Here is a 26,096-nt window from a genome sequence, read left to right as displayed (position 1 = left end):
CGCGCTGACCTGAGCCTTCGAGGGGAAGGCGCGCAGGCTCTGGACCACCCCGCTCACGCGCGGTGCCGTAGCCCGTCACGCAGCCCCCTCGCCTGGCTCTCACCCGAGCAGTGCTGGGTCGACGCGGGCAGGCGGGCGTGAATGGTTCATCCATCGGATCGTGTGGCGCGTCGTCGCTGGAGCGACGGCGCAGGGTGCTGGCTCGTGCTCGCTGCCGGCGGCGCCGTGGCGGTCGCGCCGGCCGCCCTCGCGGAGGAGCTGCGCAGGTCAGGGGGCGATCCGGGCGGCGATCGCGCTGCCGCAGCGCCGGCGCCGCTGGAGGTGCGCGTCGAGGGGGAGCGCGCGCTCGCGCCCGCGCCGCCCCGGGACAGGTCCGTCGCGGGGTCCGTGCTGCGCCGTGATCGCCTCGGCGGCGCGGGGCTCGAAGCCGCGGACGTGCTCCGCACGCAGCCGGGCGTCCAGGTGACCGAGTCGGGCGGCTTCGGCGGACCGGCGACCGCCGCGATCCGGGGCGCGACCGCCGCGCAGACGCCCGTGTACCTCGCCGGTGTCCGCCTGAACGACGACGTCGCGGGGACGGCGGATCTCTCGCTCGTGCCCCTCTGGCTCATCGAGCGTGTCGAGATCTACCGCGGCAACGCCCCCATCGAGGCCGATCGCCTCGGGCCGGGCGGCGCCATCTTCTTCGAGCCTCGGCGGCCTTCCCGGACGATGGCCGGCGCGGGCGCGATGACAGGCTCGTTCGGCGCCTGGCGCGGGTGGGCCTTCGCCGGCGTCAGCGCGGGCCCGGTGAGCTCGATCGTCGGGGTGAGCGCGGAGGCCGCGACGAACCGCTACGCGTTCGTCGACGATCGCGGCACGCTCTTCGACGCGAGCGACGACACCGTCCAGCGCCGGCAGAACGCCGACGTGCGCATGATCGACGCATGGGCGCTCGCGCGCGTCGATCTCGGCCGCGGCGCGATCGTCGACGTGATCGCGAACGGCACAGGCCGCGAGCAGGGCGTGCCGCGGCTCGCGCTCCTGCCGTCCCGGAGGGCGCGGGGGGAATCCCGGCGCGCGCTCGCGTCCGTCGTGGCGCGGGTCCCGTTCGGAGGCGAGGCGGAGCACACGCTCGAGGCGCGCACCTCGTTCATCGAGGCGCGCTCCGAGATCCACGATCCCCTCCTCGAGCTCGCGATCCACGCGCGCGAGCTCCGCATCGCCGGCCGCCGCCTGGAGCAGACGCTGGGGGCGACGCTCTACTTCTCCGATCGCCTCCGGGTGCGACCCATGCTCTCCGTCGCGCGCGAGGGCATCTCGCGCGAGCCGGGCGACATCCCGCTCGCCCGCGCGGGGCGCTCGTTCGCGCGCGCCGCCGCCGGCGCGGAGGTGCGCCTCGGCGAGGGGCTCGCGCTGCACGCCCTCGCGAGCGGGGAGTGCCACGCCACCGGCGCAGCACCGGAGCGCCCTTGCGATGTGCTCGCGCCGACCGGGCGTGTCGGGGTGGAGGCGGGGAGCGACCGGCTCCGCGTCCTCGCGACCGTCGGCCACTACCTCCGCGTCCCGACGCTCGGCGAGGTGTACGGCGTCTCGGGCGTCGTCCACGGCAACGCGGCGCTCGAGCCGGAGTCCGGCGTCACGATCGAGGCCGGGGTCCGGGCGCAGGCGCGGCGCGGCGCGGCGCTGCGCGGCGCCTACGTCGACGCGTTCGTGTTCGGGCGCGCCGCCTCCGGGCTCATCGCGTACGCGCGCACGGGCCAGGGCTACGTGGCCCCCTACAACGTCGGCCGCGCCCGCGTCCTGGGCGCCGAGATCCTGACGGGGGTCGAGATCACCGCGTTCCTCCGCGCCGAGGTCGCGGCGACGCTCCTCGAGCCGCGGGACACGACCCCGGAGCGGACGATCGCCAACGACGTCCTCCCGTTCCGCTCCCGGCTCGTCGTCGCGCCGCGCCTCCACGCCGCGTGGAAGCCCGCGGGCGGCGCCGTGTTCTCGGGCGCCTCCGGCGAGCTCCGGGCCGTGTACAAGTCGAGCCGATACGCCGACCCCGCCGGCCTCGGCGTGATCGCGGAGCAAGCGACCGTCGACCTCGAGGCGGAGACGACGTGGCTCGGAGGTCACCTCGCGGCGAGAGCTCGCCTGGCGAACCTCCTCGACGGGCGGCGCACGGACGTCGTCGGGTATCCGCTCCCGGGACGGAGCGTGTTTTTCGCACTGGAGTCCACATGGTGAAGCTCAGCCTCTTCGCGGTCGCCGCCTCGATCCCGCTCCTCGGGTGCAACGTGGAGCCGCCGCCGCGGTCGACGGGCGGCGTTCCAGACGGCCGTGGAGGCGATCCGGGCGCGCCGCGCGCGTGCGAGCGCGGCGTCGCCATCGTGACGAGCGACTACCAGTCGACGAACATCGTTGTGTCGAGGCTCGACGGGACCACCCTCTCGCCCTCGTTCGTGTCGAGCGGCGCGGCGAAGCCGGGGCTCAGCCTCGCGCTGTCCGGCGACGTGGACGTCCCGGCGACGGCGCCGCCGTCCGGCCGCGTCGTCCTGATCGATCGGTACGGCACGAACGTGCTCACCTGGATGGATCTCGAGACCGCCGAGGTCATCGCGCAGCTCCCGGTCGGGCAGGGGTTCGAGTCCAACCCGCATGACTACATCGAGGTGGACGCGGATCGCGCGCTCGTCTCGCGCTTCGGGAGCAACCCGACCCCGGGCGCCGAGCCCTTCGACGAGGGCGGCGATCTCCTCGTCCTCGACACGGCGAAGTACTCCATCGAGGGGCGCATCGCCCTGCCGGAGGAGCGAGCGGGGCTCCTGCCGCGCCCGTCGGGGATGACGCGCGTCGCCGACGACGTTGTCGTGTCGCTCGGCCGGCTCGCGGCGGACTTCTCGGACGTGGGGGAGGGGCGCTTCGTGGGCGTCTCGCCGGAGCAGCGCGCCGTCGCGTGGACGGTCGACATCCAGGGGCTCCACGGCTGCGGCCGCGTCGCCGTGTCGCCCTCGGGCGAGCGGCTGGCCGTCGCCTGCTCGAGCCGCTTCGACGCGGACACGATGAGCTTCGATCCGGCGACGAGCGACATCGTGATCTACGACGCCCGCTCCGCCCCTCCCCGCGAGCTCAAGCGGCTCGGCGTCGCCAGGGCGCTGGACGCCGGGGTCCAGCGCTCGCTCGCCTTCGCGTCCGAGGACGTCCTCCTCGCGATGGCCTACGGGGGCAACGCGTCCGCCGGCGACAGCGTCTTCTCGGTGAACGTCGCCACGGGCGATGTCACGCCGCTCGGCGAGGCGGCCCAGCCCTTCGCCTTCGGCGGCGTGCATTGCTCGCCTGGATGCGGCGACGTCTGCCTGCTGAGCGACGCGGAGAGGAGCACGCTCCGGCGCTGGAAGGTGACGGCGAACGGGGCGCTCGATCCGCTGGAGGACGTGACCGTCGACACCGCGATCGGGCTCCCGCCGCGATCCATCGGGGGGCTCTGATGCGCCGCTTCAGCGGGCGAGGGGGGGTGACATGACCGTGCAAGGAATCGACATCGAGCGCGCCGCGAGCGCGCCCGAGGCGCCGGCGGCGCGGCGCCCGGGCGGCCGCGTGCTCCTCGTGTACGCCGTCCTGCTCGCCGCGCTCGCGATGGTCGCCGCGGCCTCGCTCGTCCTCGGCACGGCGAGCCTCTCCGATACGGGCCTCCGGGCGACCCTGCTGACCCTGCGCGCCGCGCGCCTCGGGGCGGCGCTCCTCGTCGGCGCCGCGCTCGCCGTCGGCGGCGTCGTGGTGCAGGGCCTCTTCCGGAACCCCCTCGCTGACCCGTCGGTGCTCGGCACGACCGCGGGCGCGGTGCTCGGCGGCAAGGTCGCCCTCCTCGTCATGGAGCTCGCGGTCGCCGAGCGCTGGATCCGCGGGTTACCCCCCGATCTTGTGCTCCCGGCCGGCTGCCTCGCCGGCGCTGTCGTCAGCCTGGGGCTCGTGCTCGTGCTGGTGCGCGCGCCCGGGGATCTCCTGAGCATCCTCCTCGTCGGCTTCCTCCTCTCCTCGCTGTTCCTCAGCCTGGGGAGCCTCGCCACGAGCCTCGCGCAGGAGCGGTGGGAGCTCGGCCGCGCCGTCGTCGCCTTCGCGCTCGGCGGCCTGTCGGGCGCGAGCCCGCGACACGTCGCCCTGGCCGCCCCGCTCGTGCTCACCGGCGTCGTCGCCGCGTGGTTCTGGGGCAAGCCCCTCGATCTGCTCCTCTCCGGGGAGGAGGAGGCGACGTCGCTCGGCGTGGACGTTCCCCTGGTGCGCCGCTTCTGCATCCTCTGGATCGCGGTGCTCACCGCCGGCGCTGTCGCGCTCGGCGGCAACGTCGCCTTCGTCGGGCTGCTCGTGCCGCACGCGCTGCGGCCGTTCCTTGGCGTCGACCACCGGCGGCTGATCCCCATCGCGGCGCTGGGCGGTGCGGTCTTCGTCGCCTCGTGCGATCTCGTCGCGCGCCTCCTGCCCGCGCGCGGGGAGGTGCCGCTCGGCGTCATCACAGGGCTCATCGGCGCGCCGGTCTTCCTTGTGCTGCTCGCGCGCTCGCAGCGGGAGGCGGAGCGTGCCTGAGGCCATCGGCGTGTCCGGGCTGCGCGTCCGACGCGGAGGGCGCGTGGTCGTCGACGACGTGTCCTTCACGGCCCCCTTCGGCGGCGTGCTCGCCGTGCTCGGCCCGAACGGGGCGGGCAAGTCCTCGCTCCTCAAGGCGCTCGCCGGCGTCGTGCCCTTCGAGGGGGACATCCGGCTGAGCGGGCGCCGCGCGCGCGGGCTCCGCGCGGACGAGCGAGCGCGCCTCGCCGCGTACGTCCCGCAGCAGTCCGAGCTCCGCTCGCCGCTCACGGTCGCGAGCGTCGTGGCGCAGGGCCGCTATGCGCACCACATCGGGCGCGTGCGCGCCGCCTCGGCCGACGAGGACGCCGTCGCGCGCGCCTTGCGCCTGACCGACACCGCGCCGCTCGCCTCCCGCCCGTTCCCCGCGCTGTCGCACGGCGAGCGGCAGCGCGTGCTCCTCGCGCGGGCGATCGCGACGGAGGCCCGCATCCTCCTGCTCGACGAGCCCACCTCGGCGCTCGACGTCGGGCACGCCCTTCGCCTCTACGCGCTGCTCCGGCGTCTCGCGGCCGACGGATACTGCGTCGTCGTGGTGCTCCACCCCCTCGCGGAGGCGCTCGACTGGACCGACGCCGCCGTGCTCATGGACCGTGGCCGGATACGGCAGCAGGGAGAGACGCGTGACGTCATCCGCCCGGGCGCCGTGGAGTCGATCTACGACGTGCGGCTCGTTCCGGGCGGCGCGCTCGGCTTCCGCCTGCCCGTCGATCCGGACGCCCTCGGCGGGGGAGCGCCCTCATGAGCGCCGTCGCCTGGATGAACTACGGCGCGCTCGCCGGCGCGCTCGCCCTGTCGGCGGCCGCTGCCGCGCTGCCGCGCTCCTCCGACCCGCGGTCGCCGTCCGGACCGCAGGACACCGCCGCGCGCGCGCCCGGCGGCATCGCGGCGAAGGAGAACCCGGCCGCGCTCGAAGATCATGCGGGGGCCGCCGTGGCGCTCCTCGATTTCCGCAGGATCGCGTCGGCGAGCTCGGTGGCGGACGCGCTGCTCGTGGAGCTCTGCGAGCCCGATCGCATCGTCGCGTTCACCGGGTACGGCGCGCGCCGCTCGCCGCGCGGCTACCGGTACGCCGGCAAGGCCCGCGTCGAGGACATCGCCGACATCGAGGTGCTCCTCGCGTTGCGACCGGATCTCATCCTCCTCAACGGTTACGGTGACCCCCGCCCGATCGCGCGCCTGCGCGAGGCAGGCCTGACCGTCTACGACCTCGGCCCCATGCGCGGGCTCGCCGCCCTCGTCCGCAACGCGCACGAGATCGCCGCGCTGGTCGGCCACCCCGAGCGCGGCCGGCGGTTCGCGACGGCCCTCGCGCACGGCATGGCCGCGGTGGCCGCCGATATCCAGCCTCCGCAGCGCCGTCGCGGCATGTACCTGAGCGGCTACGGCGGCCGCCTCTTCGGAGGCACGGCGGGCACGAGCTACCACGACGTGCTCGCCTCGGCGGGGCTTGTCGACGCGGCCGCGAGCGCGCACCGCGACTGGCCGGAGTACACGCCGGAGCAGATCCTGACGCTCGACCCCGATGTCCTGGTGACGAACGCCGGAATGCGAAGGGTCCTGTGCGGACAGGCGGGTCTCGATCGGCTCCGCGCCTGCAGCGCGGCCGGCGGCGTCGTCGAGCTCGACGACGCGCTCCTCGGCGATCCGGGGCCGGCCATGCTCGACGCCGCCCGGATCGTTCGAGCGGCCGTCTATGGCGCTCCCCCTGCGCTCGGGGGCGGCGAGTAGCTCGTGTGCAACCCTGCCACCCTGGAGATCGGACAAGACAAGATGAGTGATGACGTGGCTGAACGCTCGACCGAGCGCAATCTCGACGGAACGACGACGGAGTACTTCGATGTCCCGCCGGCGGAAGAGGCGTATCGTGAGCTGGTGAGGGTCCTGTTCGAGGACCACTGGAGCGCCATCGATTTCGGCCCGTGCCTCCAGGGCGCCGTGTTCGAGCTCCGGTTCGCGAGCAAGCCCCGGGTCGGTTACCTCGACGGCTACTTGACGATCGGGCCGGACGAGCCCGGCGCGTGGCACTTCCACCTCTGCGTCGGAGCCCACAAGGGGACGAAGGCGCGGCCCACGCCGCCGGAGCTCGCGCGATGGCGGCAGTGCGCGCGCGCCGCATTTTACTGCGATCGCGACGCGGACGGGCGCCCGAGGAGCTGGGGATTGAGGCTCTGGAACGGCCGGAACGAGCAGATGATGACGGTGTTCTTCCCGAACCCGTGGCTCGACCAGGAGCGCATGAAGCCCGTCAAGGAGCCCGACTGGTCGAGGCTCGCGCTCTGGATGGACCTGCGCGCGCGCTTCGCGGGCGTGCCGGCCGAGCCCGCGCCGGTCGATGATCCTCGGCGCCCGCGGATGTGCGGATAGCGGCAACGTCAGCTCGCCCGGCGGCCTGAGCGAGGGGCCCCGGATCCATCCTTTCTGTCGCCGCTCGCCTGCCGGCGCCTCGTCGGCTGGGCTGGTAGCACGATCTTGAAAGATCGTGCTACCAGGCTCGACCGTGTGTTACGGCGCGGCCCGCCTGGCTGGGCAAAGGGGCTGAAATGACCTCCCGATGGGTGTGGATCGCGGGTGCGATGGTTTCCCCCTGTCGCGTTCCTCGGCTGCGCTGACGAGGGCGAGCCTGTCGACGACCTCTGGCGCAGCGCGCGGGAGGTCAGATCCTCGGTCGAGGAGCGACCCCGGCCCTCCGGCGGCGGACCGGAGGCGCGTCACCGGCCCCGCAACAGCCGGCCGATCAGCTCAGTCGTCCTGGCCGGATCCCTCCGCCCCGTCGCGCACGCCCTGCACACGCACGCGACGCCCCGCGCCTCCTGGGGGACCCGATCGAGCACCGCTGCGGGTATCGACACCTCGAAGCACCAGCATGTCGGCGCCCCCCCCGGCCACCCCGCACGCATTGGCCTCGTCGCAGAGCGGACACCGCGACGTATCGATGTCGGCACCCGTCACGTCGTCACGCCGGCGAGCCGCTGTCGAGCGAGCCGCGCCGCCTCCACCATGTTGACCAGGGCCGCCTCGACCTCTTCCCAGCCGCGGGTCTTGAGCCCGCAGTCCGGGTTCACCCAGAGCTGATGGCCGGGCAGCACGCGCGCTGCGACCTCGAGCAGATTGACCATCTCGTCGAGGGTCGGCACGCGCGGCGAATGGATGTCGTAGACGCCCGGGCCGATCTCGTTCGGATAGCGGAAGCGCGCGAAGTCGGCGAGGAGCTCCATCCTGGAGCGCGACGTCTCGATGGAGAGCACGTCGGCATCCATCGCGGCGATGGAGTCGAGGATGTCGCCGAACTCCGAGTAGCACATGTGCGTGTGGATCTGGGTCTCGTCGCGGACTCCGCTCGTGGCGAGCCGGAACGCGTCCACGGCCCATCGCAGGTAGGCTCCCCAGGCGTCGCGGCAGAGGGGCAGCCCCTCGCGGATGGCCGGTTCATCCACCTGGATCATCGCGATGCCGGCGGCCTCGAGGTCGGCCACCTCGTCCCGGAGCGCCAGCGCGATCTGCGCGCACGTCTCGCTGCGGGGCTGATCGTCGCGCACGAAGGACCACTGGAGGATCGTGACGGGCCCCGTGAGCATGCCCTTCATGGGCCTCGCCGTGAGCGACTGCGCGAACGTGGACCACGGGACGGTCATCGCGGAAGGGCGCGACACGTCCCCGAAGAGCACGGGCGGCTTCACGCACCTCGAACCATAGCTCTGGACCCACCCGTTCTCGGTGAACGCGAAGCCGGCGAGCTGCTCGCCGAAGTACTCCACCATGTCGTTGCGCTCGAACTCGCCGTGTACGAGGACATCGAGCCCGATAGCCTCTTGCCTCTTCACGCAGCGCTGCGTCTCGTCCTTCAGGAATCGCTCGTACTGCTCCGACGTCATCCGACCAGCGCGCAGCGCGGCGCGAGCGCCGCGGACGTCGCCTGTCTGAGGGAACGAGCCGATCGTCGTCGTGGGGAACGCCGGGAGGCCGAAGCGCGCGCGCTGCTTCGCCGCCCGCTCGGCGAACGGCGACGCCCGGCGCAGCATCCCATCGTTCACTGCGTCGACCCGCGCGCGGACCCCCGGGTTCCGGGTCCGCTGCGAGGCGCGCCGCGCGGCGAGCGCGCTCCGCGCTTCGTCGAAGGCCGCCGAGCTGGGCGAGCTCGTCGCGGCGGCGTCGGCGAGCGCGCGGAGCTCGGCGAGCTTCTGCGCGGCGAAGGCCATCCAGCGGAGCAGCTCCGCGTCCAGCTTCTTCTCGACGGAGAGGTCGGCGGGCACGTGGAGCAGCGAGCACGAGGGCGCCACGAAGACCCTGTCCGGCCCGAGCGCCGTGACCGCGCGTCGGATCCGCCGGTGCGCGGCGTCGAGATCGGTGCGCCAGATGTTCCGGCCGTCGACCACGCCCGCGGAGAGGGACATCGACGGCGGGAGCGCCGCGAGCGCGGCGTCGAGCTGCTCCGGCGCGCGCAACAGGTCCACGTGGAGCGCATCGAAGCCCGACCCCGCGGCGAGCGCGAGGTTCTCGCCGAGCGCGCCGAAGTACGTCGCGAGGAGGACGCGCGGTCGCCGCGCGCACGCGGCGAGCCGGGCGAACGCCCTCTGGCAGGCGTCCCGAGCGCGCGCGTCCAGGTCCAGCACGAGGCACGGCTCGTCGATCTGGACCCACGCGACGTTCCGCTCCGCGAGCGTCCCGAGCAGCGCCTCGTAGACCGGGAGCAGCCGATCCAGGAGATCGAGGGGGCTGGCGCCGGCCGGCGACCCCGGCGCGAGCTTGGAGAGGAGCAGGAACGTGACCGGTCCGACCACCACGGGGCGGGTCTCGACGCCGAGCGCGCGCGCCTCCTCGAGCTCGCCCACGATCTTCGACGCTTCGAGCTCGAACTGCTGACCAGGATCGAGCTCGGGGACGATGTAATGGTAGTTCGTGTCGAACCACTTCGTCATCTCCAGGGCGGCGACGTCGACGCCCGCGGCGCGGTCCTGGAGACCCCGCGCCATCGCGAAGTAACGAACGAGAGGATCGGGGATGGCGCGATAACGCGCCGGCACCGCGCCGACAGCGACCGTCATGTCGAGCATGTGGTCGTAGAGCGAGAAGTCGTTGCTCGGGATCTGATCGATGCCCAGCGACCTCATCGCCGACCAGTGCCGGCGACGGAGCGTCGACGCCGTCGCCTCGAGCTCGCTCGCCGGCGAGCTCTTCGACCAGTGGCTCTCGAGCGCTTTCTTCAGCTCTCGAGCGATGCCGAAACGCGGATAACCTAGACACGTTGCGAGCACGGACATGGGAGTCCCTTTCTCCTTTTCAGGATTGTGCGATCGATCGGAACGGTGGGACGCTCGTCGGCTTCCCGTGCGTGTCGAGCGCGACGAGGACGAAGCGGCCGCGGGTGGCGAGCTGCCGATCTCCGCTGATCAGATCCTCGGCGTAGAGGCCAACCTCCACGGTCATGGAGGAGCGCCCGGTGGCGGCGATGCTCGCCACGAGCTCGACGAGCTGACCCTGCCGCACAGGCACATGGAAGTCGACCTTCTCGCTGCTCGCGGTCACCACCGCGCGGCGCGCGTAGCGCGAGGCGAGGATGAAGGCCGCCTTATCCATGAGGGCGAGCGCCTGTCCGCCGAACAGCGTCCCGTAATGGTTCGTCTGCCCGGGAAAGACCATCTCGACGAGCCGAGCCTCGGTGATGAGCCCGGCCTCGATGCGCTCGATCTCAGAAGGAGGCATCGAGGACGACCTCCCCGGAGACGCCGACCTGATAGGCCGACACGCGGCGCTCGAAGAAATTCGTGACCTCCTGGACATCCTGCAGGTCCATGAAGGAGAACGGGTTCTTCGCCCCGTAGCGCTTCGGCATGCCGAGCGTGACGAGCCGCTGGTCGGCGCAGAACTCGAGGTAGCGGCGCACGTCGCGCGCCGACATGCCCGCGACGCCGGCGCCGAGGAGATCCTCCGCGAACCGTGCCTCGCAGTCGATCGCCTCATCCATCATGTCGGCGATCGACCGCGAGAGGCCGGCGTCGAAGAGGTCGGGCTCCTCGCGCCGCACCGTGCTCACGACCTCGAACGCGAAGCGCATGTGCGCGCTCTCGTCGCGGAAGACCCAGCTCGTCCCCGCGGCGAGCCCGTGGAGCAGGCCGCGCGAGCGCAGGAAGTACACGTACGCGAACGCGCCGAAGAAGAAGAGCCCCTCGACGCACGCGGCGAAGCAGATGACGTTGAGGAGGAACTGCCGCCTCGCGGCGCGCGAGTCCAGCCGCCCGAGCGACTCGATGGAATCGATCCATCGCATGCAGAAATCGGCCTTCGCCCGGATCGATGGGATGCTCTCGACGGCCGCGAAGGCGCGGTGACGGTCCTCCGGATCGGGGATGTACGTGTCGAGGAGCGTCAGGTAGAACTGGACGTGCAACGCCTCTTCATAGAGCTGCCGCGACAGGTACATCCGCGCCTCCGGGGCGTTGATGTGCCTGTACAGGTTGAGCACGAGGTTGTTCGCCACGATGGAGTCACCCGTGGCGAAGAACGCGACGAGGCGCTGGACGAGGTGCCGCTCCGCGCCGGTCATCTTCCGCAGGTCGCCCACGTCCGTCGAGAAGTCGACCTCCTCCACGGTCCACGTGTTCCTGATGGCGGCGCGGTACATCTCGAAGAAGACCGGATAGGCCATCGGGCGCAGGGTGAGGCAGTGGCCCGAATCCAGGAGGCGCGCGGGGCGGCTCAGGCGGCTCATTGGCAGGCCTCGCACGCTTCGGGGTTCTCGAGCGCGCACGCCACGTCCGCGGCCGCCTTCGCCGCGGGCACCCACCCGCGCTCGGGGTGCGGCTCGGCGCCGCCCCCGGGCGTCCGGTCCGGCGCCGCGTCCACGGTGGCCTTGGTGATGCGCGTCGCGGGGCGCGATCGCAGGTAGTAGGTCGTCTTGAGGCCCTTCTTCCATGCGTGGAAGTACATGCTCGACAGCTGACCGATGGTGGGGGTCTCGACGAAGAGGTTCAGCGACTGGCTCTGATCGATGAAGGCGCCGCGATCCGCGGCCATGTCGATGAGCGAGCGCATCGGGATCTCCCACGCCGTCCGGTACACGGCGCGGACCTCCTCCGGCAGCTCGTCGAGGCCCTGGGCCGAGCCCTCCGCGAGCTTGAGCCGCGCGCGCACGGCGTCGTTCCAGGCGCCGTGCCGCTTGAGCTCCGCGACCAGGTAGCGGTTCATCTGCAGGAAATCCCCCGAGAGCGTCTCGCGCTTGAAGAGGTTCGACACCTGCGGCTCGATGCACTCGCAGCAGCCCGCGATCGACGCGATCGTCGCGGTCGGCGCGATGGCGACGAGCAGCGAGTTCCGCAGCCCCTCGGCGCGGACGCGGGCGCGGAGCGCCTCCCAGCGCGCCGTGTCCTCCGGGACGGAGTCCCACGCGTCGAACTGGAGCTCTCCGCGCGCGGCGCGCGTCTCGTCGAACGACGGGTGGGGCCCCTTCTCGGCCGCGAGGTCCGCGGACGTCGAGAGCGCGTGATAGTACACCTCCTCCGAGATCCGCCGCGAGAGGTCGCGCGCGGCCGGGGCGTCGAAGGGCAGACGCATCTGGAAGAACACGTCTTGCAGCCCCATCAGCCCGAGCCCCACCGGCCGCCAGCGGAGGTTCGAGCGCTGGGTCGAGGCGATGGGATAGTAGTTGAGGTCGATGACGCGGTCGAGCTGGCGGATCGCGCTCTGCACCGTACGCGCGAGCTTCTCGAGGTCGAACGCGACCGCGCCGTCTTCCCGCAGGGCCGTGTGGCGCGCGAGGTTGATCGAGCCCAGGTTGCAGACGGCCGACTCCTCCTTCGAGGTCACCTCCAGGATCTCGGTGCACAGGTTCGAGAGGTGGACGGTGCGGCCCGGCAGCGCCGTCTGGTTGCACGCGCGGTTCGACTTGTCCTTGAACGTCATCCAGCCGTTGCCGGTCTGCGCGAGCGTGCGCATCATCCGCGCGTAGAGCTCGCGCGCCTTCATCGTCTTCCTGGCGAGGCCCGCCGCCTCGGCCTCGGCATAACGGCGCTCGAACTCGTCTCCGTAGAGATCGGGCAGATCGCGCACGTCCTTGGGATCGAACAGGCTCCATTCGCCGTCGGCCTCGACCCGCTTCATGAAGAGGTCCGGCACCCAGCTCGCGAGGTTCAGGTTGTGCGTGCGCGCGGCCTCGTCGCCCGTGTTGTCGCGCAGCGCGAGGAACTCCTCGACGTCGGCGTGCCACGGCTCGAGGTAGACGCAGCAGGCGCCCTTGCGCTTGCCGCCCTGGTTCACGGCCGCCACCGACGCGTCGAGCGTCTTGAGCCACGGCACGATGCCGCTGGAGTGCCCGTTGGTGCTCTCGATGAGCGAGCCGCGCGACCGCACGCGGTGGTAGGCGAGCCCGATGCCGCCCGAGAACTTCGAGAGCATCGCGACGTCGGTGTAGCGCTGGTAGATGGTCTCGAGGTGGTCCTCCGGCGAGTCGAGCAAGAAGCAGCTCGAGAGCTGCTCGTGGCCCGTGCCCGCGTTGAACATCGTGGGCGAGCTCGGGAGGTAGTCGAGCGACGAGAAGAGCCGGTAGAGCTCGATGGCCTGCGCCGCCGTCTCGGACAGCGCGCACGCGATGCGCAGGAAGAACTGCTGCGGCGTCTCGACGACGAGGCGCGTCTCGGGGTGCTTGAGCAGATAGCGATCGTAGAGGGTCCGCAGGCCGAAGTACTCGAGCTCGTTGTCCCGCCCCGGCTCGATGGCGTCGTTCAGCTTGCGGGCGTTCTGCGCCACGAAGCCGTGGAGTCGCTCGTTGATGAGGCCGAGCCGCCGCCCGACGGCGATGGACTGCGAGAAGGCGTGGATCTCCTGGTTGCGGACCTCCTTGTCGATATAGGTGGCGAGCAGGCGCGCCGCGAGCTTCGCGTACTGGGGCTCATCGGCGATGAGCGAGGCCGCCGTCTGGATGGAGAGCTGATCGAGCTCGCGCGTCGTCGCGCCGTCGTAGAGGCCGCTGATGGTCTTTGTCGCGACGCGGAGCGCGTCCACGTCGGACAGGCCGGCGCAAGAGCGGCTCACGGCCCGGACGATCTTGTTGACGTCGACAGGCTCGCTCGATCCGTTCCTCTTCTTCACCCGCATCGTCGTGTGTGGGAGTGCGTCCTCGGCGCCGCGGGTGCTCGTGTGGGGCGTGTGGAGCGCGCGCAACGGCGCCGCGCCGTTGCTCCTCATCGACGTATCGCTCAGCATGGCAATCCTCCTCGTCGTGCTTCGTTCGGAGCGGTCCCGGACCGCTCGCGTCGATGCCGCGAGAGCGAAGAAGCCAGCCGATGCGCACGGGGCGCGTGCTCTTCAGGAGAGAGCCTTCGGACCGACCGCTCGCCCCCGCGGGCGAAAGGAAGACGACGCGGGAGGGGGTCGGAACCGGGACAAGCGCGAGAGTCGGCGCCAGCTCGGACCTACCGCCCTCCCACGAGGCTTCCAGGTCAAACCGGCGCGGGATGTCTCCCCGACGCAGGATGTTGGCAGGTCTTCGGACTTGCGAGCGCTCCGGCTCTCGCCGGGTTCCTACGGTCCACCGCTTCCCAGCCCGGAGGCCAGTGCTCGTCGTGGAGATCGTTCTCGCTTACCGCTGCGGGGCAGCCCCGGATTCGCACCGGGTTCCCTTTTGAGCCCCGGACCGAAGCCCGAGGCACCAACACGAGGCACTACATATTGTGGTGCGGGCCTCCGGTCAAGCGAGATGTTGGGGGTGGACCGGCATTTCCCCGTTCTGCTTTCCTTACTGCTTCCTGGTTCCTTGGCGTCATTGCGGTTCGCTTCCCGGCCGACTTCCCGCAGCAGAGGTAAAGCTAGGGGCAGGACGCGTTTACGATCGCCACGGCGTCGAGATCGAAGATGCCCGTTGCGCCGGTCAAGTCCGGCCGATCGGTGATCCGCACGTAGCGCGCGAAGCTGAGCTCGAGATCGGCGAGGTCGAATGCATCGCCGCCCGCGACCTCGGGGTCGGTCGGATCGATGGAGCTCGTGTCGGGGTTCGCGAGCACGGGGTGCCAGCCGGCGCAGGAGCCGTAGGGGGCCGCCGTGGCCGTGCACGGGAAGGCTATCCAGTCGACGCCGTTCTGGCTCACCTCCACGGTCGCGAGCTCGGCGAACACGGTGGTCGGGCCCGTCTGGAACGCGTTCTCGAAGACGATGAAGTCCGGTCCTGGCCTGTCGAGGATGAGATTGCCCGAGAAGCCGAAGGTGACGGTGCCGCCGTTGCCGAGAGACACCACGTCGGTCGAGCCAGCGCAGCAACCCCCGCCCTTGGGAGGACCGAAGGCGATGCCCGGGAATCTGTCCTGCCCATAGGTCTGGCCCGGCCCGAAGAGGTGGCTTACCACCTCGGAGGCGAACACCGTTTCCGCGCCCGTGCAGCCCTCGCCGCCGCCGCCGCCGCCGCCGCCAGCGCCGCCGCCGCCAGCGCCGCCGTCACCAGCGCCGCCGTCACCAGCGCCGCCCGCCCCGCCTGTACCCCCTGCGCCGCCGGTGGCGTGCTCTCCGCCAGTGCCGCCGTCGCCCCCGGCACCCCCAGCGCCGCCGTCGCCCCCAGCGCCGCCCGAGCCGCCGGTGCTCGTCGCGCCGCCCGCGCCGCTCCCGGCGTCGCTCGACGACGTGGTTGCCCCGCCGCCCGATCCGGTGGCCCCTCCCTGACCGGCCGCGCCGCCGAATCCCTGCGCGGCCGTTCCTCCCATTCCCCCGGACCCGCTCCCGGACGGCGAGTCCTCCGAGGAACAGGCGATGATCGTGAGAACCGACAGAAGCACGCTCGCGCGCGCGATGCGAAACACCATGAGACCTCCGAGGGCGGGCGCGCGACGCGTCGGAACGCGCCCGACGCGTCGCGCGGCCCGCGTGCTGATCAGTAGAACGGCGCCGACGTACCGTAGCGCGCGGAATGGATGTTATAATCGGTGCTGTTGATGCTCCCATCCCCGTTGAAGTCGGCGTGCTGGTTGTATCCGGAGTTGCCCAGCTGGGTGTTCCACGCCGCCATCAGGATGTTGTAATCGTCCGTGTCCACGTCGTCGTCGTTGTCGAGATCCGCGTCCGCGATGTTCCCGAAGCCGTCGCCGTCGGTGTCGCGCTGGTTCGAGTTCGCGGTGAGGTAGGCGTTGTCCGCGCCGTCGGGCACGCCGTCGCTGTCGGAGTCCGGCGCGCCGTCGGGGAAGTACAGCGTCACCTTCGGCGTCACCCAGGTTTCCCAGAAGTCCGAGGCGCTTCCGGCCGAGTAGCACTGCCCCGCGGGGGACGAGTACTCGTCGCCCGACGGGTTCCAAACGATCGCCAGGGCGCTCGTGTGGCCGACGAACGCGATGGGCGAGGTCGTGCTGTCGTCCTCGCAGACGTCCGGCGCGAGCTCGAGGTACTGCGACGAGCTCGCCTCGTTCACCGGCGTCTGGCTGCCCCCGACGACGCTCGCGACGACGCTGGCGCGGATGAGCGCGGCGTAGCCGTTCTCGCTCGCGCCGCCGACGCCGAACGCGTCTCCGCCGCCCACATGCAGGGTGTCGTCCTCGTCGAAGCCGAGCGCCGCCGCGTTCAGCACGTTGCTCGCCAGGAGCGAGCCCTCGCTGCCGCCATACGCGTAGGCGTTCCACGTGCCATTGATGACGCCCTGGACGTCGGCCGCCGCCCAGATCCGGAGCTCTCCTGTCCGGTTGGGCGAGGTCAGATGGCCGATCCCGGTGACGAGGTTGCCCTCGGAGTCCACGGCGATCCCCGCGGAGGCGCCGGGGATGCTCGTGATCAGCGGGATCTCCGTGATCGGCGACGCGGTCAGATCGAGGGCATAGACGCCGCTCGTGTAGCCGCCCGGGCCGCTCCAGCCGCCGTTGATGACGAGCGCCTCGTTCCCGTACCAGGCCAGGTCGTAGTAGTCGACGTCGAGCTCGATCACGTCCACGTGGCTGAGCAGGTCCGGCGGCGAGGTGATGCTGAGGATGGAGCTCGGGAACACGAGCAGCGGCGCCCCGTACCCGACCCCGAGCGCGATCGTGCTGCCGTCCGGTGAGATGGCGAGGAAGCTCGGATCCATCGGCCCGTCGCTCAGCGTCGCGACGGGCACGTAGGCGCTCGAACCATAGTTCTTCTGGAGGTACACGGTCTGATCGTTGGCGGCGAGGAGCCGGCCGGCCAGCTCGTAGCCATCGATCTCCTGGGCTGTCGTGGGGAACCCATCCAGGGCCACGGACCACCCGCCGGCGATGGCGGGAAGGTCGAACGTATACGACGTGTTCCCCGCGTACTCGTCGAAGGCGTCAGCGAACACCGACGGTGAGAGCAGGAGGAGCGCTGCGGTGACGGAAGACGCGACAATGCGCATAGGGACTCTTTCCTTTCTACTTCTGCTGCAACAGGAGAGGAGCGTGCCTGCGCCCCCCTGTCGCGCTCGAGAGCTGAGCTGTCTCCATCGGGCGACGAAGCGCGCGTGATCGCGCTCCGGCGCGACGACGCGCACGGGGGATACGTTGTGTTGATCCTCGACCGGAAAGGCTCAGCGCGACGTCTCTCGTCGTCGGCTCCGCACGGATCGACGCCAGAGCGCTCGGTACGAGGACGCGAGGCGCGGAGGAGCCAGCTGCGACGCGCGAGGGCGCTGAACCTTCGAGATGATCATCGGACCGACCCTTCGTCCCCGCGGACGATTGCGAAAGAAAGCTCGGGGAACGGGTCGGAACCGGGACCGGCGCGAGAGTCTCGCGCCAGCTCGGACCTACCGCCCTCCCACGAGGCTTCCAGGTCAAACCGGCGCGGGATGTCTCCCCGACGCAGGATGTTGGCAGGTCTTCGGACTTGCGAGCGCTCCGGCTCTCGCCGGGTTCCTACGGTCCACCGCTTCCCAGCCCGGAGGCCAGTGCTCGTCGTGGAGATCGTTCTCGCTTACCGCTGCGGGGCAGCCCCGGATTCGCACCGGGTTCCCTTTTGAGCCCGGGGCCGAAGCCCGAGGCACCAACACGAGGCACTACATATTGTGGTGCGGGACTCCGGTCAAGCGGGATGTTGGGGCTGCGCCCGGACGAGCGGGGCGACGACCGCGCCATGCCGCGCCGCGCGCGTCACGGCGGGGATGCGCTCACGCGTCGCGCTCCCGGAGCTCGTTGTCGAGGCGCTCGTCATACTCGTCATACTCGTCGCGAAGGGCCGCCGCGGTGGCGCCCCTGGATGGACCCGTCTGCGCTGCGTTGCGCCTCCACGAGCGCAGCAGGGCGAAGACCCCGAGCAAGGCCACCGCGATGCCCAGCATCAATCCAAGCGCGACCTTGCCGAGGGTGCCTGACGAGGGCGCCGCGCGGAGGCGGTCGCCATAACGTGCGACGAGGTCCTGCTCGACGGCGCCGGCCGCCTCGCCCTGGCGGAGGCGCGCGCGGATCTCGCGGCGAAGATCGCGCGCCACCTCCGATTCGTGGACATCAAGCGTCTGATCCCAGCAGCAAGGCGCGAGCAGGCGCCCTGCGAGCGCCCGCTCGCCGGGCGCCGGCGTCGTGTCCACGAGCTCGGACGCAGCCTGGCTGGGCGTCGCGGGCTCGGCCCTGCCGCTCATCGCCACGCCCGCGACGAAGGCGACCAGCGCCGCCGCGCGGCGCCAGCGCGCGCCGCGCAGCGACCGGAGGTGCAATGGCGAGCTCACCTCGCGGACCCCGTGCGCGGTACGGGCCGAGTCATTCGCCGACCTGCCGTGCTCTCGCTGGATCATCGTGAGACAGCCTAGCGGGGCCGTCCGCCAGGGCTCTGCGACACGATGTCGCGCTCGTCGCGGCGCGCCCGCGTGCGGCCCGAAGGGCGGGATATCGCTGCATCGTTCGATGAGGTGCGACAGCGTGACGCACTGCCGGCGTGCGCCTCGACTCCCTGCTTGCTGGTCCCAGCTCTTCTGCGCAGCGCCCGTCTCCATGGCTGCGGGGGCGTGTGCCTGGACGGGTGGGCCCGGAGGGGCGCCGTGCCTGTGCCGAGCGTCGTGCCGGCGGGCGGGCGGCCGGCGGCTGGCGGCGCCCCCTGGAACGGGTCACAAACCGGTCCATGCCGCTCGGCGAAGCGCTCCTCGCGGATCCGGTCGACGACCTCATCGCGCTCCTGCGCGGCAAGCGGTTCGTGGCGCTGACGGGGGCGGGGTGCAGCACCGAGTCCGGCATCCCGGATTACCGCGGGCCCGAGACGCGGCGCCGCGCGCGCAACCCGATCCAGGGGCGGGAGTTCTCGCGCTCGGCGGAGATCCGGCAGCGCTACTGGGCGCGCGCGGTGATCGGCTGGGAGCGCTTCTCCCGCGCCGAGCCCAACCCTGCGCATCGCGCCCTCGCGCGGCTCGAGCGGGACGGGCTGCTCGAGGGCCTCATCACGCAGAACGTCGACGGCCTCCATCTGGCCGCCGGCAGCCGCCGGGTCATCGAGCTGCACGGCACGCTCTCCGAGGTCGCCTGCCTCGCGTGCGGCGCGATGGAGCCGCGCGCCGCCCTCCAGGCGCGGCTGCTCGCGCGGAACCCCGGCTGGCTGCGCCTCGCGGCCGACATCGCCCCCGACGGCGACGCCGATCTCCCTGCCGAGCACGTGGCCGGCTTCCAGGCGCCCCCCTGCCTGCGCTGCGACGGCCCGCTCAAGCCGCGCGTCGTCTTCTTCGGCGAGAACGTGGCGCGGCCGATCGTCGACGCGGCGTTCGCCCTCGTCGACGCGGCGGACGCGCTCCTCGTCGTGGGCTCGTCGCTGGCGGTCTTCTCGGGTTACCGCTTCGTGCTGCGCGCCGCGCAGCGGGGCATCCCGATCGCCATGGTCAACCTCGGGTCGGCGCGCGGCGAGGAGCTCGGCGCGCTGAAGATCGAGGCCCGGGCGGGCGACGTGCTGCCGCGCCTTGCCGAGGCGCTGGCCGGCGCGTCCTGGCCGTGGTGAGGGCGCCGCGCCGGGGTCAGTCGCGCCGGTACATCACGTCGGAGCGGAGCACGTACTTGCACCCCCGCGTCACGGCGGCGCCGCGGTGGAGCCGCCGGTGCTCGAACACGAGGGCCATCCCGCGCTGCGGGGTGATGCTCCGGCCGCCCCAGAAGTCGGTCGTGCCGCCCTCGAAGTCGTCGTTCAGGTAGAGCATCGCGGTGAACAGGCTCCGCTCGCCGTCCGAGCGCAGGAACGACCCGTCGCCGTGCCAGTTGAAGTACTCGCCCTCGGTGTACCGGTAGAAGCGGAAGCGCTCGTTCAGCCCGACGGCGCGGTGGTGGCACCAGCGCGGCGGGGTCCACGGCGCGAGCCGCTCCCAGAGGCTCATGGCGAGGGCCGGATCGTCGAGGAGGATGCGGCCGTTGTTGCGCACCTCGAGGTTCACGACGTCGGTGCCCCCGATCGGCGCCTGCTCGAAGCCCCGAGCCTCGGCGAGTGCGATGAAGCCATCGCACTCCTCGGGCGACAGGAGGTTCGTCACCGTGAAGATGCGGAGGTCGTCCGCGTGGGCGGTCCGCTGGGCGGGTCGTTCGGCGTGGATCGTGCTGCTCATGCGGGAACCCTGCGTCGCGGCGGGCCGGATCCGGAAGGGCGGGACCGGGCAGGACCGGGCAGCGCGGTGGACAGGAGGGCAGGGCATCGCCGAACATCGAGGGCTCGCAGCGATGGCACAGGTCCCCAGGGCGGGCCGCGGCGCGGAGCCCGCGGCGCATTTCAACCACGCGCTCCTGCTGCGGGCGCGGCTCGAGCTCGACCTGACGCAGGAGCAGGTCGCAGCGTCGATCGGCGTCGATGTGCGGACCTACCGCCGCTACGAGTCGGGCGCCGTCAACGACCCGCGGCTCGGCTTCTCGGTCCGGAGCCCGTCCCGCCGGCGCATCCTCGAGCGGCTCGGCGCCGAGCTCGGCCTCGCCGAGGCCGACCTGCTCGTCGCCGGGGCGGGGGAGGCGCCCGCCGGCGCAGCAGAGGCGCCCAGCGGCGCAGCAGAGGCGCCCGCCGGCGCAGCAGAGGCGCCCAGCGGCGCAGCAGAGGCACAGGCGCCGGCGATCGCGCCCGCGGCGGCGAACGGAGCCGCCCCGGCGTGGCGCCCGCTGCACGCGCACACGCTCCAGCGGGCGCGGCACTTCGTCGGGCGCGGGGAGATCCTCGATCGGCTCGCCGCGTGGGCCGGCGCCTCGCCGCCCTCCCCCCGCGTGATCGCGCTCCTCGGCGTGGGCGGTGCGGGCAAGACCGCGATCGCCGAGCGCTTCCTCCGGGGGCTCGGTGACGCCCCGCGGCCCGGCGGCGTGCTCGTCTGGAGCTTCTACGACGATCCCAGGACCGAGGCGTTCCTCGACAAGGCGGCGGCCTACTTCGCGCCGGGCCCCGGCGCCCCCGGCGCAGCGCCGCCGCGGCCGCCGGCGGCGCCCGGCGAGCAGCTCGCGCGGCTGAAGGAGGCGCTCGGGCAGGGCCCGCCGCACCTGCTCGTGCTCGACGGCCTCGAGACCGTGCAGGCCGAGGGGGGCGCCGGCCGTGCGCACGGCGAGCTCCACGACGCGCTCCTCCGGCGGCTGCTCTGCGCGATCGCCGCGGGGCTCGGCGGCGCGCGGGCGCTCGTCACGTCGCGCTTCGAGCTCGCGGATCTGGCTGCCTGGGCCGAGGGCGGGCTCTCGACGATCCGGCCGGAGTCGCTCGGCGAGGGCGACGCCGCGTCGCTGATGCGCCGCTGGGGCATCCAGAGCGACGACGACGCCCTCCGCGCGCTGTTCGAGAGCACCGGCGGCCACGCGCTCTCGGTCGCCGTGGTCGGCTCGTACGTGGGCGCGTTCCTCGGCGGCGACGCGGGGCGGCTCTCCGCGGCGCGCGCGGCGCACCTCGCCGAGGCCGAGCGCGACGACGTCCTCGCCCGCCGGCTGAGCTCGGTGCTGTCGGCCTACGCGCGCGCGCTGCCCCCGGGCGAGCGGGACCTGCTCGCGCGCCTCTCGGTGTTCCCGGGCGGCGCGGGCGAGGCGGCGCTGCTCCAGCTGGTCCGGGCGGGCGGCGAGATCGCGGGCGCCATGGCGGGGTGGGGCGCCGCGGAGCTCGCCCGCGGGCTCGCGCGGCTCGAGCGCCTGGGGCTCGTGTTCGCGGCGCGGCAGGGCGAGCGCTGCTACTCGACGCACCCGTTCGTGCGGCAGCACTTCAAGTCGCTGCTCGGCGTGCCGCCGGATCGCATCCACGCCGCCGGGAGCGCCGCGCCGCCGCCGCGCCTCGACGAGGCGCCGCGCCGGGCCCCGCGGGAGCGCCGGGCGCTCGACGCGTACGAGGCCATCCTCACCGAGCTGCTCGGCGCCGGGCGCGCGACCGAGGCGTACGAGATCTACGCGCTCGGCCTCGGGGGCTTCGCGCATCTCGGGCTCCAGCTCGGCGACATGGCGCGCGGCGCCCGGCTCCTGCGCGCGTTCGCCGGCGGCGACGATCCTCGCGGCATGCCGGCCTCGCTGCCCGCGCGCGTCCGCGCGTCGCTCGCGTACGACGCCGGCCTCTACGCCGGCGCGCTCGGCGATCTCGCGTTCGCCTGCGCCTGCTACGAGGCGCACAACGAGCTCGCCGGGGCGCTCGCCGACCCGGCGCCGCTCGCGACCGGCCTGCGCACGCTCGCGTACACGGAGCGGCTACGGGGCAACCTGACGGAGGCCCGCCGCCTGCTAGAGCGCTCGGCGGAGATCGCCGGGAGCGTCGCGCGCGCCGGGAGCGTCGCGCGCGCTGCGGACCAGGCCCACGCGGTACGCGCGCTGGCGCTGCTCGCCGCGGTGCTGCACGACCTCGGCGAGGTCGACGCGGCGGGCGAGCGCTTCGCGCTCCTGCGTGCGATGGGCGACGCCCCGGTGGCGCGCCGCGCGCTCTGGGAGGCGGAGCACGCCCTCGCGCTCGGGCGCCGGGACGAGGCGCGCGAGGCCACCGAGCGGAACCTCGCGGCGTGCCGGCGGCGCGGCTGGGAGGGGCACGTGGCGCACGGCCACACGCTGCTCGGCCTCGCGCTGCTCGACGGCGGCGGCGACGGCGGCGACGGCGACGGCGGCGACGTCGCGTCGGCCGAGGCGCACCTCGTCGAGGCGCGCCGCTGGGCCTCCGCGACGGGCGAGGTGGAGGTCGCGCTGCGGTGCCACGAGCTCGCGGCGCGGATCGCGCTCGTGGCCGGCCGGCTCGACGAGGGCGCGCGGCAGGCGCTGGAGGGGCTGCACGTCGCGGAGGCGTGCGGGTTCGGCCCGTTCCGCGCGCGGCTCGCGGTTGTCGCCGCGCGGTGCGCGCTGGCCCGCGGCGCGGGGCAGGCGGCGTCTGCGGTGGCGCTCGCCGGCTCGGCGGTGGCGTGGGCGGGCGAGGACGCGTGGGCGAGGGCGGACGCGCTGCACTGGGCGGGCGTGGCGGCGGCGCGCGAGGGGGACGTGCCGCGCGGGCGGGAGCGGCTCGCCGAGGCGGCGGCGCTGCGGGGGCGCCTGCGCCATCCCGAGGCGGCGGCGTCGCGGGAGGCGCTGTCGCGGCTCGGGTCGACCCCGGAGAGCGAGGCGCGGTTCAGGTAGGCGGGTCAGGCCGCCGCCGTCGTCCCGCGCCGCGGCAGGCGCTGCAGGATGTCCGTCGTCTCGGCGCTGGCCTTGAGCCCGGCGAGGCGCTTCTCGACGTCGCGCTTCAGCACGGCCGCCATCACCGGCTCCAGCACCGGCGCGAGCACCCGCGGGCGCGCCGTGAAATTGTAACGGAAGGTGACGCGGGTCCGCCGCGGCGAGAGCGCCTTGAAGAGCCACGCGCCCGAGAACTGGCGGAAGATCCGCGGCCCGTCGACCATGGTGATCGCCACCTGCTCCGGCGGGTTCAGGGTGATGTAACGGGCCTCCATGGACAGCCCGTTCTTCGCCCGCACCCACACCCGCACATCGACGGCCGGCTCGGTCGCGCCGTCGCGGTAGCGCATCTCGCGGAGGAACGGGTCCCACTCGAGCCGGAGATCGTGGTCCTGGGACAGCGCGAAGAGCTCGTCGGGAGCGGCGTCGATCTCGGCGGTGCTCTGGATCGTGGGCATGGCGCTCAGGATAGGGCCGCGGGGATCGCGATGGCGAGCGCGCGCTGCGACGGCTGTTCAGGTCGCCAGCCCCGCAGCCGAAGTGAGCTGGCGCGGTCCGCGGGGATAGGGGGATAGATTGAGCATCACCGACGCACCCCCCAAATTCAAGCCGCCTCGCCGGGATCTCCGCATGTTCCTGAACATGGTCTCCCAAGATCCTGGATGCTCCCTGCCGGGGGGTAGGTTCTTGACTGCCATGAATGGGTGTAATGCCGCTGGTGCCGCAGTGTCGCAGCACACCGCTCACGCATTGCACACCTTCACCTGGCCAACCCACAACTCAGGAATGATCTGTGCGCTGCGATCAGCAGCCTGCCACCTGCCGCACCGGTCGAACTCGGCCCGTTTCCTGCATCGTCATGGGCGCAACGTCGCGCCCACGGGCGCAACCGAAGAGGGAAGGAGCCGACAAATGAACCACGTGAAAATTCTTGGCCTCATCGCTGTCAGCGCAGGAGTGTGCGGGATCTCTGCGCTTGCTTCTGCGGCGAATACGGTGCCGATCGACAACCTGAACCTCGTCGAGGAGACAGCAACGCCACCATCGCCTGACAACGAGCGTTACGCCTACCGGCCGGCTGTCGGCTACTACCGGCCGGCTGCCGGCTACAACCGGCCGGCTGCCGGCTACTACCGGCCGGCGGCCGGCTACTACCGGCCGGCTGTCGGCCACTACCGGCCGGCTGTCGGCCACTACCGGCCCTATCGGCGCTAGGACAGGTAGGGCCCTACCGTGATGGGCACGGAGTTGGGCGCGGCCATCACGGAATGCCGGGTCCGCTTTGCCGAGCGCGGAGTCGAACATCGCGGGCGATTGCGCTGAGACATCGCGCGTCAAGCGTCGCCGTCCGACCGCGGCCTGCTCTGCGGCCCGGTGGCAACGCATTGGATACGTGGGTGGCGAAAGCGGGTGGCACGCCGCGCGCAATACGGCTCCACGGGGGTGAGCTCCATGGCCGAGACAGGAAACATGGAAAAGCGCGTGCTCTTCGTGCTTCCCGCTGCCGCGATCCACCTCGGGTTGGTGATCGTGCTGGGGGTGCTGCATGTGCGCTTGCCGTACGGAGGATGGGTGGAGCGTGCGGTGGGCTATTATGGCGCGCTCTCCGGGGCCAGCAGCGCGTATTCCTTCTTTGCTCCGAGCGTCGGGCCCCTGCCCTGGGCCACCTTCCAGGTCAGGGATCGCGCGGGAACGCTGACGACCGAGGTGCTGGAGACAGGAGCGAGCCGCGAAGCGGACCTCCGCGTCAAAAATATCATCGGTATGTACTGGGATGAGCAGGACCCGGCCGTGAGGCGCTCTCTGGTTGCGTCCTGGGCAGCGAAGGTGTTCGCCAAGCACCCAGAGGCGGACAGCGTTATTGTCCGGCTCGAAAGCTACGACCTGCCCTCGATGGCGGAGTATCGCGCGGGCAAGCCGCCGCAGTGGGTTGTCGAATATCAGGCCAAGTTCAACCTGAAGGCGCAGCTCGCTACTGGCGAGATCAACAAAGAGGCGACGCCATGAGGCAGCGGACCTGTACCCTGCGCCTGCCGAATGCTCGAGAGGCAGCTGCGCGCCTGTGGGGCTCGATGGGGCGATTCGCGCTCGCACCCGCGTCGGCGCGGCCCCTGGCAGCGCTCCGGATAGGGCTCGCGTCGGTCCTCTTGATGCAGGCGGCGCTGATCGCGCCCATCGCTTCCGAGCTGTACTCGCGTTCGGGCATCGTTCAGGGACAGCTCCTCGACGGGGCTGGCGCGATCGGTTTCCCCCGGATCGGCCACCTCGTGAATGCACTTTCGCGCTTCGGGGTCGGTGAGAGCTCGGTGATCGCTGGAGTGGGTGTTCTCTACGTGCTGTCGCTGGCTGGCCTCCTGCTCGGCTGGAGGACGAGGTTCTCCGCGGCGTGCGCTTGGTTCGTGCATTTCACGTTGATGATGACCGCGGAAAGGACGAACTACGGAGCAGATCAGTTCGCGAACATCTTCCTGTTCTACCTCATCTTCATGCCTTCTGGCGCCGCGCTGTCGCTCGATCGTGTCTTCGGACGAGCGCCGCCTGAGCCGAGCGCGACTGCGCGTCTCGCGCTGCGGGTGGTACAGCTGCACCTTTGTCTCGTCTACCTTTCGAGTGGTGTGGAAAAGGCATTGGGCCCAGCGTGGTGGGACGGCGACGCGGTGTGGCGATCGCTCATGCTGCCCGAGTACCGGCGGTTCGATTTTTCGTGGCTCGCTCACCACGCCTGGATCGCCGTGGCCGCGGGGTGGATGGTGCTGCTCGTGGAGATCGGGTACCCGTTCTTCATCTGGCCACGTCGGACCCGGCGACTCTGGGTAGCAGCCACGGTCGGATTGCATGTTGGAATCGCGGTCTTCATGAGGCTCGATATCTTCGGTGCCATCATGTCGGTGTTCACCATTGCCGCCTTTGGCGTGAAGGCGGACCCTCGACAGGCGCGAGCGCACTCGGCTGTGGGCGCTCTTCACGGACGAACGGGATCGGTGCACGACGTCATCGGGTCGTCAGAGCGCTAGTCGG

General features: G+C 72.1%; 21 protein-coding genes and 2 riboswitches. Of the genes, 11 read left to right on the top strand and 10 right to left on the bottom strand.

Going from position 1 to position 26,096, the window contains the following annotated elements; all coding sequences use genetic code 11:
- The first annotated feature begins 162 nt into the window (after positions 1-162).
- The 6 genes from WMF17_RS20160 to WMF17_RS20135 are packed head-to-tail and all read left to right on the top strand — an operon-like array spanning position 163 to position 6,954.
- Positions 163-2,214 (top strand): TonB-dependent receptor domain-containing protein, encoded by a 2,052-nt coding sequence (locus WMF17_RS20160; protein ID WP_437650763.1) that lies wholly within the window; start codon positions 163-165, stop codon positions 2,212-2,214.
- Positions 2,208-3,455, top strand: coding sequence for a hypothetical protein (locus tag WMF17_RS20155; RefSeq protein WP_437650762.1), 1,248 nt, complete (start codon positions 2,208-2,210; stop codon positions 3,453-3,455). The genes WMF17_RS20160 and WMF17_RS20155 overlap by 7 nt, the downstream gene beginning before the upstream one ends.
- 31 nt (positions 3,456-3,486) lie before the next feature.
- Positions 3,487-4,548, top strand: coding sequence for a FecCD family ABC transporter permease (locus tag WMF17_RS20150; RefSeq protein ID WP_437650760.1), 1,062 nt, complete (start codon positions 3,487-3,489; stop codon positions 4,546-4,548).
- A complete protein-coding gene (locus WMF17_RS20145) occupies positions 4,541-5,332 on the top strand; it encodes an ABC transporter ATP-binding protein (RefSeq protein ID WP_437650758.1) in 792 nt (263 codons plus the stop codon). Before WMF17_RS20150 ends, WMF17_RS20145 begins: the two co-directional genes overlap by 8 nt.
- Entirely contained in the window at positions 5,329-6,318 is a 990-nt protein-coding gene (locus WMF17_RS20140) for an ABC transporter substrate-binding protein (protein WP_437650756.1), read from the top strand. The genes WMF17_RS20145 and WMF17_RS20140 overlap by 4 nt, the downstream gene beginning before the upstream one ends.
- A gap of 54 nt (positions 6,319-6,372) precedes the next feature.
- Positions 6,373-6,954: a DUF7676 family protein gene (locus WMF17_RS20135; RefSeq protein ID WP_437603691.1), complete on the top strand. Its 582-nt coding sequence runs from the start codon at positions 6,373-6,375 to the stop codon at positions 6,952-6,954.
- Positions 6,955-7,298: 344 nt separating this feature from the next.
- Here the strand turns inward: WMF17_RS20135 and WMF17_RS20130 are convergent, their stop codons facing one another.
- The 8 genes from WMF17_RS20130 to WMF17_RS20095 all read right to left on the bottom strand — a co-directional run bounded on the left by WMF17_RS20130 (position 7,299) and on the right by WMF17_RS20095 (position 18,274).
- Positions 7,299-7,487: a cysteine-rich CWC family protein gene (locus WMF17_RS20130; RefSeq protein WP_437650754.1), complete on the bottom strand. Its 189-nt coding sequence runs from the start codon at positions 7,485-7,487 to the stop codon at positions 7,299-7,301.
- Positions 7,488-7,535: 48 nt separating this feature from the next.
- Positions 7,536-9,848: a 5-methyltetrahydropteroyltriglutamate--homocysteine S-methyltransferase gene (gene metE / locus WMF17_RS20125; protein ID WP_437603690.1), complete on the bottom strand. Its 2,313-nt coding sequence runs from the start codon at positions 9,846-9,848 to the stop codon at positions 7,536-7,538.
- Between the two features lie 19 nt (positions 9,849-9,867).
- Positions 9,868-10,290: an acyl-CoA thioesterase gene (locus WMF17_RS20120; RefSeq protein WP_437493285.1), complete on the bottom strand. Its 423-nt coding sequence runs from the start codon at positions 10,288-10,290 to the stop codon at positions 9,868-9,870.
- A complete protein-coding gene (locus WMF17_RS20115) occupies positions 10,277-11,296 on the bottom strand; it encodes a ribonucleotide-diphosphate reductase subunit beta (protein WP_437603689.1) in 1,020 nt (339 codons plus the stop codon). The genes WMF17_RS20120 and WMF17_RS20115 overlap by 14 nt, the downstream gene beginning before the upstream one ends.
- Positions 11,293-13,785 (bottom strand): ribonucleoside-diphosphate reductase subunit alpha, encoded by a 2,493-nt coding sequence (locus WMF17_RS20110; protein ID WP_437603688.1) that lies wholly within the window; start codon positions 13,783-13,785, stop codon positions 11,293-11,295. The genes WMF17_RS20115 and WMF17_RS20110 overlap by 4 nt, the downstream gene beginning before the upstream one ends.
- Before the next feature lie 257 nt (positions 13,786-14,042).
- A riboswitch (cobalamin riboswitch) is annotated at positions 14,043-14,250 on the bottom strand.
- 137 nt (positions 14,251-14,387) lie between these two features.
- On the bottom strand, positions 14,388-15,371 hold the full coding sequence (locus tag WMF17_RS20105; RefSeq protein WP_437603687.1) for a hypothetical protein: 984 nt from the start codon (positions 15,369-15,371) through the stop codon (positions 14,388-14,390).
- A 68-nt stretch (positions 15,372-15,439) separates the two neighbouring features.
- Positions 15,440-16,903, bottom strand: coding sequence for a hypothetical protein (locus WMF17_RS20100; RefSeq protein WP_437603686.1), 1,464 nt, complete (start codon positions 16,901-16,903; stop codon positions 15,440-15,442).
- A 438-nt stretch (positions 16,904-17,341) separates the two neighbouring features.
- Positions 17,342-17,549, bottom strand: a riboswitch (cobalamin riboswitch).
- Between the two features lie 104 nt (positions 17,550-17,653).
- Complete coding sequence (locus tag WMF17_RS20095) at positions 17,654-18,274, bottom strand: cytochrome c-type biogenesis protein (protein WP_437603685.1); 621 nt, start codon at positions 18,272-18,274, stop codon at positions 17,654-17,656.
- 323 nt (positions 18,275-18,597) lie between these two features.
- Here WMF17_RS20095 and WMF17_RS20090 point away from each other — a divergent pair, with 323 nt between their 5' ends.
- On the top strand, positions 18,598-19,458 hold the full coding sequence (locus WMF17_RS20090; RefSeq protein WP_437603684.1) for an NAD-dependent protein deacetylase: 861 nt from the start codon (positions 18,598-18,600) through the stop codon (positions 19,456-19,458).
- Between the two features lie 16 nt (positions 19,459-19,474).
- Here the strand turns inward: WMF17_RS20090 and WMF17_RS20085 are convergent, their stop codons facing one another.
- Complete coding sequence (locus WMF17_RS20085; RefSeq protein WP_437603683.1) at positions 19,475-20,053, bottom strand: prolyl hydroxylase family protein; 579 nt, start codon at positions 20,051-20,053, stop codon at positions 19,475-19,477.
- A gap of 112 nt (positions 20,054-20,165) precedes the next feature.
- Between WMF17_RS20085 and WMF17_RS20080 the strand changes: the two genes are divergently transcribed.
- Positions 20,166-23,039 carry a helix-turn-helix domain-containing protein gene (locus tag WMF17_RS20080; RefSeq protein ID WP_437650752.1) on the top strand — a complete coding sequence of 958 codons (2,874 nt, stop codon included), beginning with the start codon at positions 20,166-20,168 and terminating at the stop codon, positions 23,037-23,039.
- Positions 23,040-23,044: 5 nt separating this feature from the next.
- On the opposite strand, the gene WMF17_RS20075 is transcribed toward WMF17_RS20080, so the two are convergent.
- Positions 23,045-23,536 carry a type II toxin-antitoxin system RatA family toxin gene (locus WMF17_RS20075; RefSeq protein ID WP_437603681.1) on the bottom strand — a complete coding sequence of 164 codons (492 nt, stop codon included), beginning with the start codon at positions 23,534-23,536 and terminating at the stop codon, positions 23,045-23,047.
- A 454-nt stretch (positions 23,537-23,990) separates the two neighbouring features.
- On the opposite strand from WMF17_RS20075, the gene WMF17_RS20070 reads away from it, so the two are divergent.
- From WMF17_RS20070 to WMF17_RS20060, 3 genes are all read left to right on the top strand, one after another.
- A complete protein-coding gene (locus WMF17_RS20070; protein ID WP_437650750.1) occupies positions 23,991-24,293 on the top strand; it encodes a hypothetical protein in 303 nt (100 codons plus the stop codon).
- Positions 24,294-24,530: 237 nt separating this feature from the next.
- Entirely contained in the window at positions 24,531-25,085 is a 555-nt protein-coding gene (locus WMF17_RS20065) for a hypothetical protein (protein ID WP_437650748.1), read from the top strand.
- Positions 25,082-26,092, top strand: a complete 1,011-nt coding sequence (locus WMF17_RS20060; protein ID WP_437650747.1) for an HTTM domain-containing protein — start codon at positions 25,082-25,084, stop codon at positions 26,090-26,092. Before WMF17_RS20065 ends, WMF17_RS20060 begins: the two co-directional genes overlap by 4 nt.
- Positions 26,093-26,096 lie beyond the last annotated feature (4 nt).

It is taken from the genome of Sorangium sp. So ce362, from assembly GCF_051519845.1.
GTDB lineage: Bacteria > Myxococcota_A > Polyangia > Polyangiales > Polyangiaceae > Sorangium.
The sequence above is the reverse complement of the archived record's forward strand: the minus strand, read 5'-3'. Positions and strand labels throughout refer to the sequence as shown.